The sequence below is a fragment of the Rheinheimera sp. SA_1 genome (assembly GCF_001669775.1).
Taxonomy (GTDB): Bacteria; Pseudomonadota; Gammaproteobacteria; order Enterobacterales; family Alteromonadaceae; genus Pararheinheimera.
In genome coordinates, this window is record NZ_LXWK01000011.1 from 1283008 (window position 1) to 1298309 (window position 15302).

The 15302-nt window shown below is 51.4% G+C and carries 12 protein-coding genes and 1 tRNA gene; 5 read left to right on the forward strand and 8 right to left on the reverse strand.

Translation table 11 applies throughout. The annotated features are described in order from the left end of the window. Positions 1 to 15 precede the first annotated feature (15 nt). Complete coding sequence (locus A5320_RS06335; RefSeq protein ID WP_068062342.1) at positions 16 to 912, reverse strand: alpha/beta hydrolase; 897 nt, start codon at positions 910 to 912, stop codon at positions 16 to 18. Between the two features lie 227 nt (positions 913 to 1139). Here A5320_RS06335 and A5320_RS06340 point away from each other — a divergent pair, with 227 nt between their 5' ends. Both A5320_RS06340 and A5320_RS06345 read left to right on the forward strand, forming a co-directional pair. Beyond that, positions 1140 to 2042, forward strand: coding sequence for an alpha/beta fold hydrolase (locus A5320_RS06340; protein ID WP_068062350.1), 903 nt, complete (start codon positions 1140 to 1142; stop codon positions 2040 to 2042). 1 nt (position 2043) lies between these two features. Continuing rightward, positions 2044 to 3186, forward strand: coding sequence for an RNA polymerase sigma factor (locus tag A5320_RS06345; RefSeq protein WP_068062353.1), 1143 nt, complete (start codon positions 2044 to 2046; stop codon positions 3184 to 3186). Between the two features lie 72 nt (positions 3187 to 3258). On the opposite strand, the gene A5320_RS06350 is transcribed toward A5320_RS06345, so the two are convergent. Continuing rightward, positions 3259 to 4620, reverse strand: a complete 1362-nt coding sequence (locus tag A5320_RS06350) for a cation:proton antiporter (RefSeq protein WP_068062355.1) — start codon at positions 4618 to 4620, stop codon at positions 3259 to 3261. A 35-nt stretch (positions 4621 to 4655) separates the two neighbouring features. Continuing rightward, the gene (locus tag A5320_RS06355; protein WP_157605672.1) at positions 4656 to 5507 is read right to left on the reverse strand and encodes a hydratase; all 852 of its coding nucleotides are present in this window, start codon (positions 5505 to 5507) and stop codon (positions 4656 to 4658) included. A 171-nt stretch (positions 5508 to 5678) separates the two neighbouring features. Between A5320_RS06355 and A5320_RS06360 the strand changes: the two genes are divergently transcribed. From A5320_RS06360 to A5320_RS06375, 3 genes are all read left to right on the forward strand, one after another. Continuing rightward, positions 5679 to 6056, forward strand: coding sequence for a c-type cytochrome (locus tag A5320_RS06360; RefSeq protein WP_068063057.1), 378 nt, complete (start codon positions 5679 to 5681; stop codon positions 6054 to 6056). A gap of 56 nt (positions 6057 to 6112) precedes the next feature. Then, positions 6113 to 6186 (forward strand) — tRNA-Gly (locus A5320_RS06365). A 392-nt stretch (positions 6187 to 6578) separates the two neighbouring features. Continuing rightward, positions 6579 to 8258 (forward strand): M20/M25/M40 family metallo-hydrolase, encoded by a 1680-nt coding sequence (locus A5320_RS06375; RefSeq protein WP_068062361.1) that lies wholly within the window; start codon positions 6579 to 6581, stop codon positions 8256 to 8258. Positions 8259 to 8414: 156 nt separating this feature from the next. Here the strand turns inward: A5320_RS06375 and A5320_RS06380 are convergent, their stop codons facing one another. The 5 genes from A5320_RS06380 to A5320_RS06400 all read right to left on the reverse strand — a co-directional run bounded on the left by A5320_RS06380 (position 8415) and on the right by A5320_RS06400 (position 15262). Further along, positions 8415 to 8765, reverse strand: a complete 351-nt coding sequence (locus A5320_RS06380; RefSeq protein ID WP_231916661.1) for a DUF2200 domain-containing protein — start codon at positions 8763 to 8765, stop codon at positions 8415 to 8417. A 75-nt stretch (positions 8766 to 8840) separates the two neighbouring features. Beyond that, complete coding sequence (locus tag A5320_RS06385) at positions 8841 to 9476, reverse strand: NAD(P)H-dependent oxidoreductase (RefSeq protein WP_068062366.1); 636 nt, start codon at positions 9474 to 9476, stop codon at positions 8841 to 8843. Positions 9477 to 9612: 136 nt separating this feature from the next. Continuing rightward, positions 9613 to 10800: a serine hydrolase domain-containing protein gene (locus A5320_RS06390; protein WP_068062369.1), complete on the reverse strand. Its 1188-nt coding sequence runs from the start codon at positions 10798 to 10800 to the stop codon at positions 9613 to 9615. Positions 10801 to 10880: 80 nt separating this feature from the next. Next, positions 10881 to 11864, reverse strand: a complete 984-nt coding sequence (locus A5320_RS06395; protein ID WP_197490001.1) for a response regulator — start codon at positions 11862 to 11864, stop codon at positions 10881 to 10883. Beyond that, entirely contained in the window at positions 11864 to 15262 is a 3399-nt protein-coding gene (locus A5320_RS06400; protein WP_068062374.1) for an MHYT domain-containing protein, read from the reverse strand. The genes A5320_RS06395 and A5320_RS06400 overlap by 1 nt, the downstream gene beginning before the upstream one ends. Positions 15263 to 15302 lie beyond the last annotated feature (40 nt).

Consider the following 15302-nt stretch of genomic DNA (forward strand, 5'->3'; position numbering starts at 1 on the left):
GCTGTACCAAGGCATTCACCCGGCGGTATAAGGCCCGTAGCCAGGTAGCAACTTCACCAATGCCCGGCTAATCATCGACGGAAACACTGATAAATGATCTTCGTCGGCGATGACCTGGCTGTGGATTTGTAGACCAGGATAAGCTGGCTTTTTCAGTTGTTGTTCAAACAATTGCATATCGGCAACAATGCTCACCTTGCTGGCATATCTGGGGCCTGGCTTAATCTGTTCAAATTCAGCGGCATATAACTGTACCCTTGCAGTTAGATCTTTTTTTCTTGAGGTCACTTGCGCGGCTAGTTTCAGCATATATTTGTCGGAAAACCAAAACGACGGACTGCTGAGAATATAAGTATCAAAAGTATCAGGCTGCGTCAGCAAAATCTGTGCGCCCAATAATCCACCATACGAATGGCCGACAAAGAGTTTACGTTTGGCGTCGATGCGGTAATTTTTCAGCAGAAAAGGGATTACTTGTGTCCGCAAATAGTCGGCGTATAAAGCCCCGCCACCATAAGCTTTGGCACTGAAATTATCAGTGGTTCTTTGCTGCGCCGACACTGGGATTGGGGTGTAATCAAGGCTGCGGCTGTCGGTTGGACTATCTCCTTTGGCATAGGACAAACCAACCAGCACAAAGTCTTCAATATTTTGCCCGCCAGCGCCAAGCCGGTTGCGAATACTGCGGATCAGCGGGAATGCATAATTGGCATCCGTCACCAACAGTACCGGAAACGGACGGGTTGAACTGCCATACGAAGCTGGCAAATCAACCCAGACTTCATATTGGCGACCATTTTTTTGCGCCGGCAACTGATGCACCTGGGTATTCGGCAGTTCATAAGCCGGAAATTGTTCGTTTGCGCTCAGACTCAGGCTCAGCAAGGCCAACCCAGCTATCCAGAATTTCACTATTTTTTTCCTTTGATATTTCCTTTAGTTATAGGGTGCGACAAATGTCGCGCCTTGGTCAAGTAAAATGTGCGACACCTGTCGCATAAAAGAAAAACTCGGCCACTAAAAATGCTGCTGGCAAATCCTGCTAAAAAAATCTGAAAATAGTTGTCACATCCGCCCGCTCCAGCGTGTCTTGGTTCTGAACCCTGCAAAATGCAGCTTAAATAATCAAGGAAACCATCATGTTCAGTCAGGTATCTTGCAAATGCTCAACCGGCAAATCAACGTTGATTGCAGTTTTCGTCGGGATTATGGCGAGCCTGTCCAGTAGCAGTGAGGCAGCGACCAGCTTTACCGTGGAAGTTCAGGGCACAGGCAGCCCGGTGATTATGATCCCGGGGTTAATGTCGGACCGCCGGGTCTGGCAACAAACCGCCTCGGAACTGAGTAAAACTCATCAACTGCATCTGGTCAGCATCGCTGGTTTCGCCGGACAACCCGCTATTGAAGGTGCGTTGTTACCAGTGGTGAAAACTGAACTTCTGGACTATATCAAAACCGAAAAACTGCAACGCCCGGCCATTATCGGTCATAGCCTCGGCGCATTTCTGGCCTACGATTTAGCCAGCAGTGCACCAGACACAATCGGCAAAATTATCGCAGTGGATGGCCTGCCGTTTCTGGCGCCGGTATTTACCCGCGATTCGAACTCCACCGTCGCCAGCATGAAAGCCCAGGCCGAGGGCATCCGCAATTTTTATGCACAGATGCAACCCGCGCAACTGGCGGCAACGATGCAACAAGGCATGGAAATCCAGGCGCGCGAAACTGCCACCCGCGAACGTGTCCAGCAAATGGGAGCGCAGTCTGATCCAAAGGCGGTCGGCCAGGCGATTTATGAACTATTGTCGACCGATTTACGCGATAAAGTTGGCAATATCACCCAACCGGTTTTACAACTGGGTGCCGGTGGTGCATTACCAAGCGAAGCGATGCGTCCGGCGGTTGAAGCATTATACAAACAACAAATTAACAAAATTCCGCAGGCAACCCTTGTATTCAACTGGCAATCACGGCACTTTATGATGTGGGATGAACCCGTATGGTTATTGAATCAAATCAACCAGTTCCTGGCGGAGAAATAACATGTTGACCCTGATTGAACAACAGCTGATCCCGGATGTGACTAAAGCCAGTGCTGGTGATATCCCATCGTTCGAGCGGTTGATCCAGCGCTGCCGCCAGACTGTGACCGGCATTGCGCTAGCGATTGTCAAAGACTTAGACGCCAGCGAAGAAGTTGCGCAGCAAGTATTTATTCATGTCTGGCAACAGCTGGGCACTTTGCGCGAGCCGGCCAGTTTTCTGCCTTGGGTGCGGCAAATCACCCGCTATCGCGCTTACAACTACTTACGCGATAACCGAGTCAATCAACAGGTGGTTGGCGAAGAAGCTGAGTTGTTGCTGGCGCAGTTTGCCGATCCGACGGCTGAAGTGGCCGACAATTTACAACGGGATCAGCAAAACCTGCTGATCCAAAGCTTGATTGATGGTCTGCCGGAAGATAGCCGCGAAATCGTGCTGCTGTATTACCGCGAAGAACAGTCCAGCCAGCAAGTAGCGGAATTACTGGGGTTATCTGACGCCAATGTCCGTAAAAAACTGTCCAGAGTGCGGGAGTTGTTAAAAGACCAACTGCTCAGCCGTTATGGCAACTTACTGCTGAGCACCGCACCGGGCATTGGTTTTAGCACCATGCTGGCGTCGCTGCTGGTGACGGCAAGTCCGCCCGCAGCAGCTGCCGGAGCCGCCTTTGCCGCTTCTGGTAGTAGTACTGCCAATGTCAGTTGGCTGGGTAAATTGGGATTGCTGCTCAGCGGCGCGATGATTGGCGCACTGGCGGGCATCGCCGGCGTTTATTTTGGCATGCAGGCAGTCCTTAAAAACGCCAAGGATGAACCTGAACGTGTGGCGCTGCGGCGGATCCGCAATCAAACCATCGCCTGGGTGGTATTTTCAGGAGTGTTGTTGACGCTGGGTTATGAAATGACCAGTAGCGCTTGGGGGCCATTAGGGGCTTTTGCGTTATTGTTAATCGGATTGGTCTTCTTCAATTTACGCGTGGCGAAACTGATTGGTCCAAGGCTGGCAGAAGAAGCCCGGCAAGATCCCGCACTTGCCCGACGCCACTGTAAAAATAGAATCGGCGGTTTGATTGGTGCCGCTATAGGCTTTATCCTTGGCGCAACCGGCCTAATCTACAACATGTACGACATCGGCCGGTTATAGCTAATAATTCGGGGTCAGAGTCAATTGTTAACAGATTCTGTTAACAATTGACTCTGACCCCGATATTAACAATCAGGCTTTACCGGCAAAGGGCCATAACCGGAATCGGCGTTTGCCGGTTTCGGCTGTTTCAGTGCTGGTTTCTGCAACTGCTGCATCATCCGGCTCTTGAGCCACCAAGGCCGACACATCCACCTGCACTTCATGTTTTAACCGCCATGGGCTTACTTTGCGCACTGGGGTGCTGGCCGCGGCTTCACCGGCCAAACCAAAGGCAAAAGCGGCAATGGGCGGGCCGAGAGTTTCAAACAAAGTCACAGCACCTAATACCACAGCCGCAATAATCGTTGCCTGCTCGGGTACCAGTTTGCCGCTGGTTTGTACTAAGCCAATCGCCAGACCGGCCATTGGAATAAGCAGTAAACCAGTCGCCGATGCCTGTCGCCAGGGCTGCAGACCGAGGCGCAACGACACACTTACCGCCACCACTTTTACCAGGGATCGCGTCAGTACCAAAGCCAGGATCACCGGTGCATACTCAATCAGTTCTGCCAAATGCAAACTGGCACCAGCAAATACAAAGAGCACGATAAAAAACAGCTCAAAAGCGCTGCCAAATTCCATCGCCGACACCACCACATCCTGTTCGACACTGCGTACCACAATGCCCACAATCAACGGCGCGAACAACATCGACAGCTGCAATTGTTGGGCGAGGCCGAGCGTCAGCATCAGCGCACCAACCACCAGCGCCAGTTTATATTGCTCGGCTTTGGCGGTGCGGCTGATCACAAAATGCAGCCCCAAACCTATCACCACCCCGAGTAAACCAGAGCCCAGCAGCAGATACAGAGGTTGCAAAATTACCTGTTGCCAACTGGCATTTTCATGCACCAGCATCGCCGGGATCACCAGTGCAAACACCAGAAAAGACAACAAATTATTCAGCGCCACCAGCGTTTTAGCCGATTCAGTGACCGGACCTTTGGCACCAACTTCATGCGCCACGTGCAGTAGTACCGCAGGCGACGAAGAAATTAAAATCGCACCAATGACGGCGGCAATCAGCGCCGAAAAACCTAAAAAATAACAGAGTGCAAACACCGCGCAGAAAGTTAACACGGACTCAATGATGGCGACTGCCACAATGCGTGGTGAACGGCGGATAAACCGTAAATCGAGGGAGGAGCCAAGCCGGTATAAAATCAGCGCCAGCGCAATATCGACCAGAATACGCGCTTCTTTTAAGGTGTCGTATTCCAGCAAACCTAAACCACTTGGCCCGACCAATAAACCAACCAGCATAAAACCGGTAATACTCGGCAACCAGGACCAGCGATGCGCCAGATAACCACCCAGCGCCCCCACGACTAACAACACGCCAAACGATAATAACGGCGTCATGTTCAAACCATGTTGTGGTAAAAAATCCATCAAGCTTCCCAAAATAACCACAAGATGATGTCATCTTACGATGTTTTGGTAACAAACCGCAGCCTGAATTGACCCCAGTCGCCGTATTGGAACTGAATATCCTCGTCAAACGGCAGATCCAGCACCCCGGCGTAAGAGCCGGTGATTACCGCCTGACCGGCCAGTAACTTGATATTGTTGGCCGACAAAAAGTTTACCAGCCAGTACAAACCAGCGCGCGGCTGTTGGTTTGGATGCATGGCGCTAAGGTGTTGCACCCGACCATCAGCGAAGGTTAGTTGCAGCAAAAACTGCTCACCGTTAAAGCCAGGCGCTGGCAGCATTTCCGGCCCCAAAAACAAGCCCTGATTAAACAGGCCATCCGCTAGCTGATCAAAAAAACCGGCGCCGCTATCATGGCTAAAGCGACTTTGGATCAGCTCCAGTGCCAGATGCGTTGCGCCAATCGCGGCATCTATTTCCGCATCGCTATAAGGCTCGAGTCTTGGTGGTAAATCTTGGGCCAGCACAAAAGCCAGCTCAGGTTCCACCCGGGCTAAACCCTTCGATGCAGGAACTGTCGAAGGCCATAACGTACACTGTTGAATATCAACAGTATTGTGATCAACGCGACCCACCGTCGACTGATACATTGGCGCCACCACTATTTTATCCGGCGTCGGTAACAAACATTTCCAGCCGGCTATTGGCTCGGCCATCTCCAGCGCAACCTGTTGTTGCAGCGCAAAAGCGTCATTGAGTGATTGTGGACGCAGCGTTTCTGCTAACAACGGCCCTGGTTGGCCTAGCTTGCGGCGTTTCGCCAGAATAACAGCAGCCTCTGGCAGCGAAGTTGTTGATAAAGAAGGTGCAGATAAAGTAGCTACCAAGTGGTTTTCTGGGGTCATAATTACATTACCAGGTGATGCAGTTTGTGCTGGATGCTACTGTAACATGCCGCAACCTTCTGCCAAGCACAGAGCTTTTGATTGCACCAGATACGGATGATTTTTGTCTTGCCAGCCTGCTGTTACTTTGGCTTACTGGAGATTGGAATTGTGCAACTGCATGGAAAACCAATGCTCAAACAACCCTTTACATCAAAACTCTCAGTACACTGCACATTAAAAACTAAGCAATATCCAATATCATCGTTGCTAGTCGTGCTGTCGGCCATATTAACTTTTGGCTGTACCGCCGAAGCCGATATCCAGGCCGGAAAATTGGCCGCAATACAATGCCAGGCTTGTCATGGCAAAGATGGCATCGGTATCACACCCCAAACGCCGAACCTGGCCGGGCAAAAAGAGTTGTATCTTAGTACGCAGTTAGTGGCTTATCGCAGCGGTAGCCGCAAAAACAGTATCATGTCGCCACTGGCCAAGCCGTTATCGGATGAAGATATTGCCAATCTCGCGGCCTACTTCGCTAGTTTGCCGGCAGCCGGAAGCCGCTGATCCAGTTGGAAATCTGATTGACAGTGTTCAGCCAACTCAGTACCTTAAGCGCCATTGCGGGTGTCGTATAATGGTAATACCCGAGCTTCCCAAGCTCGTGCCGTGGGTTCGATTCCCATCACCCGCTCCACTTCTGAGTCAAATCTCTCACATGTTTGAGTACACGCGCGCCATTATCCGGATGAGTTTCTGACCTGATGGCGGACTACCGCTGACGCGGCGAGTCGCGCCCTACTGTGGAACAGCAAATGGATCTTAGGGCTTCACTCACCATGTCAGGTGCACCGCAATTTGATACCTCGCTATATTTACCCATTTTTCACAGAATATCGACGCAACGCTGACATCGGCCGCAAAGCTGTTGCCTTTATGAGGTGGCTGTTTTACTGCTGGAATCGAAAATAATGCCAAGCTGGTCAATGCTGGCTGAATTGCTGCCGGAATTTGCATTCAGGCGGATCAGCAGCAAGCACCAGACTTAGACGAAAAACAAAAAAACATCAACCCCAGGAAATGTCAGTTATGAAGCGTTTGCTTGTTCCCGCTCTGTTATGTTCGCCTGTAGCAATGGCTGCGGCCGATTTGGACATGGCGAATAAAATTCGCCATGAAGGTTTTCACCAGTCGCAAGTGATGCACACTTTAGAGCATCTGACCGACAACATTGGCCCCAGGTTGACCGCATCACCGCAAATGGTGAAAGCGAATCACTGGACACTCAAACAGTTACAAGACTGGGGTCTGAAAAACGGCCAGCTGCATCCGTTTGAATTTGGTCGTGGCTGGAGCAGCGAATCCGCCAGCATTACCTTAGCTGGACCACGTCAGCAATCGCTGCACGGTATTCCGGTGGCCTGGACCCCCGGCACCAACGGCGTGGTCAGCGGCGATGTGATGATGTTTGACGTCAACACTGTCAGCGATTTAGCGCAATACGCCGGTAAATTAAAAGGCAAAATTCTGTTGATGGGTGAAGATTTAAAAATCGAACCACCAAAAACAGTAATATTTGAACGATTAAGTGCAAAAACCCTCGGCGATTTAAAAGACTATGAACCAGGCGCCCGCGCCAGTTATCAGTCGTTTATGACCAATGCCCTGCGCGATAGCCGGATGCAAAGTTACAAGTTTAATCAGGCGTTAAGTGCGTTTTTAGAAAAAGAACAAGTAGCCGGCGTTATTTACCGCAGCAGCCGTCAGGGCGGTTTGGTGCGGGTGTTTGGGAAGTCGCACAAACAAGGCGAAACCTTTCCGGTTCCGGCCATCATCATCGAACAGGAAGATTACAGCCTGCTGACCCGGATGCTGGATCGCAAAGAACAACCAAAACTGGATTTGGATATTAAAGCCCGCTTCCACGACGATGATATGAAATCGTACAACACTATCGCCGAAATTCCGGGAACCGACAAAAACGCTGAAGTGGTGATGGTCGGTGGCCACCTCGATTCATGGCATGCCAGCGATGGTGCGGTCGATAACGGCGCCGGTGTGGCCGTGGCGATGGAAGCGGTACGGATTTTATCCAAACTGAATGTGAAGCCAAAACGCACCATCCGGATTGCGTTGTGGTCCGGTGAAGAGCAAGGTTTATATGGCTCGCGCGCTTATGTCGACGAGTTTTTTGCCACCCGGCCTGAACCCAAAGATCCGGCCGAAAAAGCGCTGCCACGCTATTTGTGGTCAAGCCCGGGCTGGCCAATTCAGCCAAAAGCAGCCTACGACAAACTGTCGGTGTACTTTAACATGGACAACGGCAGCGGCCGCTTCCGTGGCATCTATACCGAAGGCAACATTGCCGCCAAACCGATGCTTTCCGACTGGTTTGGCCCGTACAGCGACTTAAGCACCGGCACTATTTCGCCATTATCGACTGGCGGCACCGACCACGAATCCTTCGATGACGTCGGTTTACCTGGCTTCCAGTTTATTCAGGATCCACTGGATTACAGCACCCGCCTGCACCACACCCACATCGATTCGATTGATCACGTGATTGAAGACGATTTAAAGCAGGCGTCGGTGATTATGGCGGGCTTCCTGTACGAAGCAGCGATGGCCGATAAAAAGCTGCCACGTAAACCAATGCCAACAGCTCCTTCTGAAGTGCAACAACAACGTCTTGATCTGGAAACAGAAAAAGAACGCCGCACCCGCGAGCTGGAAGGGAAAAAAGCGTTGGAAACCAAGGTGGTGTACTAAGTATCAAACTCAGGCGAAGTATTTTCGTCCAGTGTTGCTGAACAATGACAAGTCCGCTTCGGCGGACTTTTTATGTCCAGGGACGGACGGTATAACGAAAATGCCGGGAGCATTTTTCCGTCGATGGGCGGTATAACGACAGATGAATCGACAGGATCAACGCATAATCTTTGCTAAAGCTTTACCCTTGGCCAATTCATCAATCAATTTATCCAGATACCGCACTTTTTGCACCAACGGATCTTCGATATCTTCCACCCGAATGCCGCAAATGGTGCCTTTAATCAACGTACTATGGGGATGAATAGCGGGTGCTTCGGCAAAAAAGGTTTCGAAGTCGTGTTCTTGGGTTATTTGCTGCGCTAAGTCGGCCGGACTATAACCCGTCAACCAGCAAATCAGCTGATCCACCTCGTCGCGTGTACGATTTTTACGCTCGGCTTTTTGCACGTACATTGGATACACTTTGGCAAAAATGAGTTTTGGGATGCGGTAATCGTTTTTCACAAGGCCTCCTGCCAGGAGAAGTCAGGCTGCTGGTTCGCTTGAGAACCATGCAGCCATCATGCACTATTGGGTAGATTAGCGGCGAATCACAAAATCTTCAGTGCTGCGACGTACTTTCGCCAGGTTGACTAACCAGTCGCCTTCGCTGGCGCGGTAGCCTAATGGCAGCAACAAGACTGAACGCAGGCCCAGTGCCGACAAATTCAGGATAGCATCAACTTTTTCTGGTTCAAACCCTTCCATTGGTGTGCTGTCGACACCTTCGGCGGCAGCGGTGATCAGCGCACTGCCAAGGCCGATATAAGCCTGACGGGCGGCATGCTGGAAGTTCTCTTCCGGTGTGCGTTGAGGGTAAATACTCAGCAGCTGCTGCCGGTACGCTTCCCAACCTTCATTTTTCAAACCACGTTGCTCGTTAACCAAATCAAACATCATATTGATGCGCTCGGCGCTGTAATTATCCCAGGCAGCGAATACCAACAAGTGCGAACAATCGGTGACCTGACTTTGGCCCCAGGATACCGGACGAATTTGTGCTTTGATTTGTGGATCGGTGATAACTAACACCTGGTATGGCTGCAAACCGCTGGAACTGGCACTTAAGCGGATAGATTCCAGAATGGTTGCCAGTTTGTTTTCTGGCACTACTTTGGCTGGATCCATTTTTTTAGCGGCATAACGCCAGGATAATAAAGATAAAATATCGGACATGGCTGACTTCCTATGGGAACAGAAAGGAGCAGCTTACCACTATTGTACTGAACGGTACAATAACTGAAAGTGAAACAACCGCACAAAAAATTCTAACTGGCCGGCGGCTATTGATTTCAACCGCCAGCGATGTCCACTATGGTTTTGTTGCCGGCAAGGCCGCCAGTGTTTTCTCTACCAGCAGATTAAGCTCATCACCGTTGCCAATCCAGCGTGCAACCAGCAACAGATCATTTTGTCGGTCCAGATACACAATATTACGACCGGCGCCCTGGAAGGTAATCGCCGATTCCGGCGCAGCAGGCAATGCCTTGCGACCGGGATTTAAAAACCAGTTAGCGTAGCCGTAATCGGCTTTGGCCAGACCGCCGCTACGGGCTTTGGCGATAAATTCTTTGCTGATCAATTGCTTGCCTTGCCAGTTGCCATCGCGCAAAAACAAATAACCAAAACGGGCTAAATCCCAGGCATTGAGGAACATACCGCCGCCCCAATGACCACCGCCGGACACCGCTTGAATTTTCTGGCCATCAAGCTCGATCCAGCTATTGTCGTAGCCAACCCAGCGCCAGCTGGAACTCGCGCCAATTGGCTGCATAATCCGCTCGTTTAGTACCACCGGCAAAGGTTTTCGCCAGACATAAGTGGTGGCGAGCGCCAGTAGGTTCACCCGCACATCATTGTATTTGTAATACGAACCGGGTTTGCGCAACGGTCGATTCGGCCAGTCTTTTGGCTCACCTTCCGGCCGGTCGGCCCAGTCTGGCTTGCCCCACAACGTCCCTTGCCAGTCGCTGGTCTGGCGCAGCAAATGCTCCCAGCGAATTTGCCGGTTATGCTCGCTGGCAAATAACGGAGCACCAATAAAGGTATTGTCGGACGGCAGATAAGGCCCGACTAAATCGTTACTGCTTTGGATCAAACCATCATCCAGCGCCAGCCCGGTCACCGTAGTTAAAAAAGTTTTGCTGATACTGTGTGTCATATCAACACTCTGGGTATCGCCCCACTCGGCAAGCAGCTTGCCGCGATAAATAATCAGCCCGTTGGCGGGTGCGCGCACTGACATCGGCCCGATAATTTGATCATAGGGTTCGCGCGCACCAAAGGTGGTCGCCTGCACAATCGCTTGATCTTTAGGTGCTTTATTTTCACTGGCGATGGCATAAGCCACCGCTGCAGCCAGTTTGTCGGCATCGACGCCAAGGCTTTGTGGCGTCGCACTCTGCCACTGCCCGGCGGGTGGGAAATAATCGTCGGCAGTTGCTGGAAAAGCTAAAAGGTGCAGGCCCAGAACGAACCACAAAAACAAGGTAATTTTCATCAGGACTCCTGCGCAGCGACCTTGCTACGCACCAATTTTTTTAGGGGTATGATTGCCAGCTATGACGACTACAACAGATATTACTCCGCCCAACGCTCTTTAATTTCCAGAATTTGTGGCAGTTGTTGTTCCAGTAAATCCACCAACCGCGGTTCAAAATGCAGGCCTTTTTGTTGGCGGATATAATCAAGCGTATCGGGTACAGTCCAGGCTTTTTTGTAGGGTCTGGTACTGGTAAGCGCATCAAATACATCGCAAAGTGCGACTATTCTAGCTTCAACCGGGATCGTTTCACCGGCCAGGCCATGTGGATAACCGCTGCCGTCCCATTTTTCGTGATGATACAAGGCCACGGTTTTGGCCATTTTTAACAACACCGATTCACAATCGCCAATAATTTCGGCGCCGATCAGCGGATGTTTTTGCATCTCCTGGTATTCTTCAGCGGTCAGTTTGCCGGGTTTTAACAGGATATGGTCGGCGATGCCAATTTTGCCGATATCGTGCATCGGCGCGGCGTGCAGCAAATTTTCCGCATGTTGGGCACTAAAACCAGCAGCCAGCGCCAGCACTTGCGCATAATGACTCATCCGCAGAATATGCAGGCCGGTTTCGTTATCTTTATATTCGGCAGCACGGCCGAGGCGTTGGATTACCTGCAACCTGGTTTGTTTTAACTCTTCCGCCTGCACTAGCGACAAATGGGTTTTCACCCGCGCTTTAACCACCGCCGGACTGATCGGTTTAGTGATGTAATCCACAGCGCCAACCGCAAAACCACGGGCTTCGTCAATTTCGTCTTTCAGCGCCGTGACAAATATCACCGGAATCGCCTTGGTGGTGGCATCGGCTTTTAAGCGGGTACAGACGTCAAAACCGGTCAATCCCGGCATCATCACATCCAGCAGGATCAAATCAGGGTGCTCTTGTGTAATTAGCTGCAATGCTTCTTCACCACTTTTGGCAAACAGTAGCCGGTACTGGTCCTGCAACACAGTGCGCAGCACCCGCAAGTTCGTGGGCTCGTCATCAACCAGCAATAACACAGGGTTTTCGGTGTTCATCAGTGGTCTCCGTCTTGCTGTCGTTGATGAAGCTGTTGTTGTAGCAACAGTAATTGCTGCTGTGCCGACTGAAAATCAAAATCGTTCAGCGCGTCTAACAGCTGCAGAATTTGTGGCTGATACTGTCCGCTGTACTGCGCCAATACCGCCATGCGCTCGTCGTCAAATTCATTTCTGGCCGCCGATTGTTGCAGTATTGCCAGCAATTCCGCCAGCGCTGACAAGCTCATTTGTTCTGGCTGCAGACTGTTTGCTTCCGGTTGGTCCTGGATAAGTTGCTGGCAATGCGCGACAAATTTGGGCCAGCACTGCAGAATTTTTTCCAGCAGTTGCTGGCACCGATCCAACTGCTGCTGGCGGGCAGCTTGCTCTAATTCAGCACAAACTTTGGTGAGTTGCTCCAGTGCCAGATTAGCCCCGGCGCCTTTCACCGCATGTGCCTGCTGCTGCACTGAATAGAAATCGCCTTGTTGTAACTGCTGTAACAACTGCTGCCAGATACCTTCCTGCTGCGCTAAAAACTGCTGCAACGCCGGTAAATATGTGGCCAGATTACCCCACAGTTGTAAGGCTTTGGGCAGATTCAGCAGTTGTTCGTCAGTACCTGTACCGCTAGCCGCGCCGACGCCGGACTCTCCAACCGCGCTGGTTAATGGCGCGCGCACTTCCAGCTGCAGCACTTTGGCGATTTCGAAACATAAAGCACTGAAATCAATAGGCTTACTGGCAAAACCCTGCATGCCGGCTTCTTTGGCTGCCTGTTTATCTTCATCCAGCACACTGGCGGTTAAGGCAATAATCGGCAACTGGTTTTTGTGGTGTTCCAACTCGAGCTGCCGGATTTGCCGACAGGCTTGCAAGCCATCCAGATTCGGCATCTGAATATCCATCAGCACCAAATCAAATTGCGATTGTGGTTGCGCAATATGCTGCTGTTGCAGCCATTTTAATGCTTCCAAACCATCAGTGGCAGATGTTACCTGATGGCCAGCCCGCTCCAATAACAACCTTAGCAACTCAAGATTTTGCGGAATATCATCAGCAATCAATACTTTCAACGGCGGTAACGACGGATAATAACCCTGCAGCGCGGTGGTGGTGGCTTTGCCGGTGGCCAGCGGTAAGCTAAAACTGAAACAACTACCTTCACCTTCCACGCTTTGCACCGAAATCTGCCCGCCCATCAGTTCGACCAACTGTTTGCTGATGGTCGTGCCAAGACCAGTGCCACCAAAACGCCGGCTCATCGAAGCGTCGGCTTGGGTAAAAGCCTCAAAAATCTGCCCGAGCCGATCGGCAGCGATGCCAATGCCGGTGTCTTTAATGCTGAAATGTAGCTGTTGAGCGGCTTGCGAAGGTGACGCCTGTAGCGACACCTGCACCAACACACAACCGCGCTCGGTAAACTTAATGGCGTTGCCAATCAGATTGGTCAGCACCTGGCGTAACCGGTCCGGCGCACCAAAGTAAAATTCCCCCAGGGTTGGGTCTAGTTCCAGCCGCAAGTCCAACTGCTTTTTGCGCGCCTGGATCCAAAGGGTCGACACCACCGCATCCAGCACCGCTGGCAGCGAAAAATCCTGCTGTTCCAGTTCCAGCTTGCCTTTTTCCAGCTTGGCGCTGTCCAGAATATCGTTTAGTAAATGCAGCAGCGAATGGGCGGAACTATGAATAGTCGCCAGATGTTTTTTCTGCTCGGCGGCGAGGTCGGAAGTCAGCAACAAATCACTGAAACCAATAATGGCGTTCATCGGCGTGCGGATTTCATGGCTCATATTGGCCAAAAAGGCCGATCGCGCTTCCGCTGCCAGCTCGGCTTTATCTTTGGCTTCGACCAGATCGGTTTCCATCTGTTTACGCTGGCTGATGTCCATCATAAAACCGTCCAGCCACAGAATATCACCGGCGGTGCTGCGGATAGCCTCACCTTGTTCCAGCACCCAGCGAATAGAGCCATCCCGATGAACGATCCGGTATTCCAGCTGAAAACTTTGCTGAAACATTTCCATCGCCTGCACCTGCGCTTTATCGTCTGGATGTATGATCTCCATCCAGCGCCGTTTTGGTTGGGGCAACATAAAGTCGCTGGCCGGATAACCGGAAATACCTTCGATGGCGTCACTCAGAAACACCATATCCCAGCACTCGTTGTACAGGCAGCGATAGGCAGCGCCTGGAATATTGCCGATCAGCGAGCGGAATTTGGCTTCGTTATCTTTTAAATCCTGCTCCATTTGTCGTCTGACACTGAGATCGGTAATAAAGGCCACAAACAAATGTTCATTCGGCAACTTCACATGGCCAATGGCCAGCCGCACCGGCACGGCATGCCCCTGCTTATGCACAGCTTCGACATCACGGCCAATGCCGATAATTTTCGCGGTACCGGTTTGCAGGTAATTATTGAGGTAAGAATCGTGATCCGGACGAATGGCATCCGGGGTCAGTACATTGACATTTTTGCCAAGTAATTCGTCCTGTTGCCAACCGAAGATATGCTCAGCAGCTTTATTCATACTGAGGATCAAACCATGGGCGTTGATGGTCACAATACCGTCGACCGCAGTGTCCATCATCGCTTTGAGACGGCTTTCATTGGTGCGGGCCCTGCTACTGGCAACACGGTATTTCAGCAGCAGATTCACCGCCAGCACCAGGCCACAAATCATCAGCGTAATGATGCTGATTGCCATCGCCAGCACCAGCGGCATTTCACCAGCCTGCTCGTTCGGCACAAAACCAGGCGGTGGTACAAAACGCGCTGCGGTCATGCCGGTGTAATGCATCCCCGTAATAGCGCCGCCCATCACCAGACTGCTGAGCAACGTCAGCCAATGTGGCGCCAGATTAAACCGCCGTAAGCCAAAACGAACCCACAGCGCCAGAATCGCCAGCACCACCGCCACCAGAATCGATAACAAAAACATGGGTAAGTCATACCGCAGCGCCGCCGACATTTGCATAGCTGCCATGCCGGTATAATGCATGGTGCCAATACCGGCCCCCACTAACAAGCCACCGAGTAACAGTTGCGACAGCGGCAACCGTTTTTTACTGATCAGATCCAGCGCCACCCAGGAAGCCGCCACACTGGGCAGCATTGAGAAAAATGTTAAACCGGATTGATAACTGACATCGGTACAAAGGGCAAACGCCAGCATCCCGATAAAATGCATCGACCAGACACCACCGCCTAGCGCCACACTGCCGCTGCCGAGCATCAACAGCCGCACCGATTTATGCTGCACCCCCACCGCCTGGCTGGTGATTTGAATCGCCATCGCCGATGCCAGCACTGCGATAAAAAACGACAACACCACCAAACCAGTATTATAAGTACCCGTTAACAAAAGAGGATCCGCCGGATATTCAAACCACTGTAGTAACCAAGCTATCACTGACTCCCCCTTTTAAAATCTCGCTAAAGCAGCACCGCCT

What these genes read in the sequence shown, in the direction of transcription:
- A5320_RS06350 (WP_068062355.1), bottom strand. Translation starts at nt 4,620, where the DNA reads ATGGATTTTTTACCACAACATGGTTTGAACATGACGCCGTTATTATCG.
- A5320_RS06345 (WP_068062353.1), top strand. Translation starts at nt 2,044, where the DNA reads ATGTTGACCCTGATTGAACAACAGCTGATCCCGGATGTGACTAAAGCC.
- A5320_RS06340 (WP_068062350.1), top strand. Translation starts at nt 1,140, where the DNA reads ATGTTCAGTCAGGTATCTTGCAAATGCTCAACCGGCAAATCAACGTTG.
- A5320_RS06355 (WP_157605672.1), bottom strand. Translation starts at nt 5,507, where the DNA reads ATGACCCCAGAAAACCACTTGGTAGCTACTTTATCTGCACCTTCTTTA.
- A5320_RS06375 (WP_068062361.1), top strand. Translation starts at nt 6,579, where the DNA reads ATGAAGCGTTTGCTTGTTCCCGCTCTGTTATGTTCGCCTGTAGCAATG.
- A5320_RS06385 (WP_068062366.1), bottom strand. Translation starts at nt 9,476, where the DNA reads ATGTCCGATATTTTATCTTTATTATCCTGGCGTTATGCCGCTAAAAAA.
- A5320_RS06360 (WP_068063057.1), top strand. Translation starts at nt 5,679, where the DNA reads ATGCTCAAACAACCCTTTACATCAAAACTCTCAGTACACTGCACATTA.
- A5320_RS06390 (WP_068062369.1), bottom strand. Translation starts at nt 10,800, where the DNA reads ATGAAAATTACCTTGTTTTTGTGGTTCGTTCTGGGCCTGCACCTTTTA.
- A5320_RS06395 (WP_197490001.1), bottom strand. Translation starts at nt 11,864, where the DNA reads ATGAACACCGAAAACCCTGTGTTATTGCTGGTTGATGACGAGCCCACG.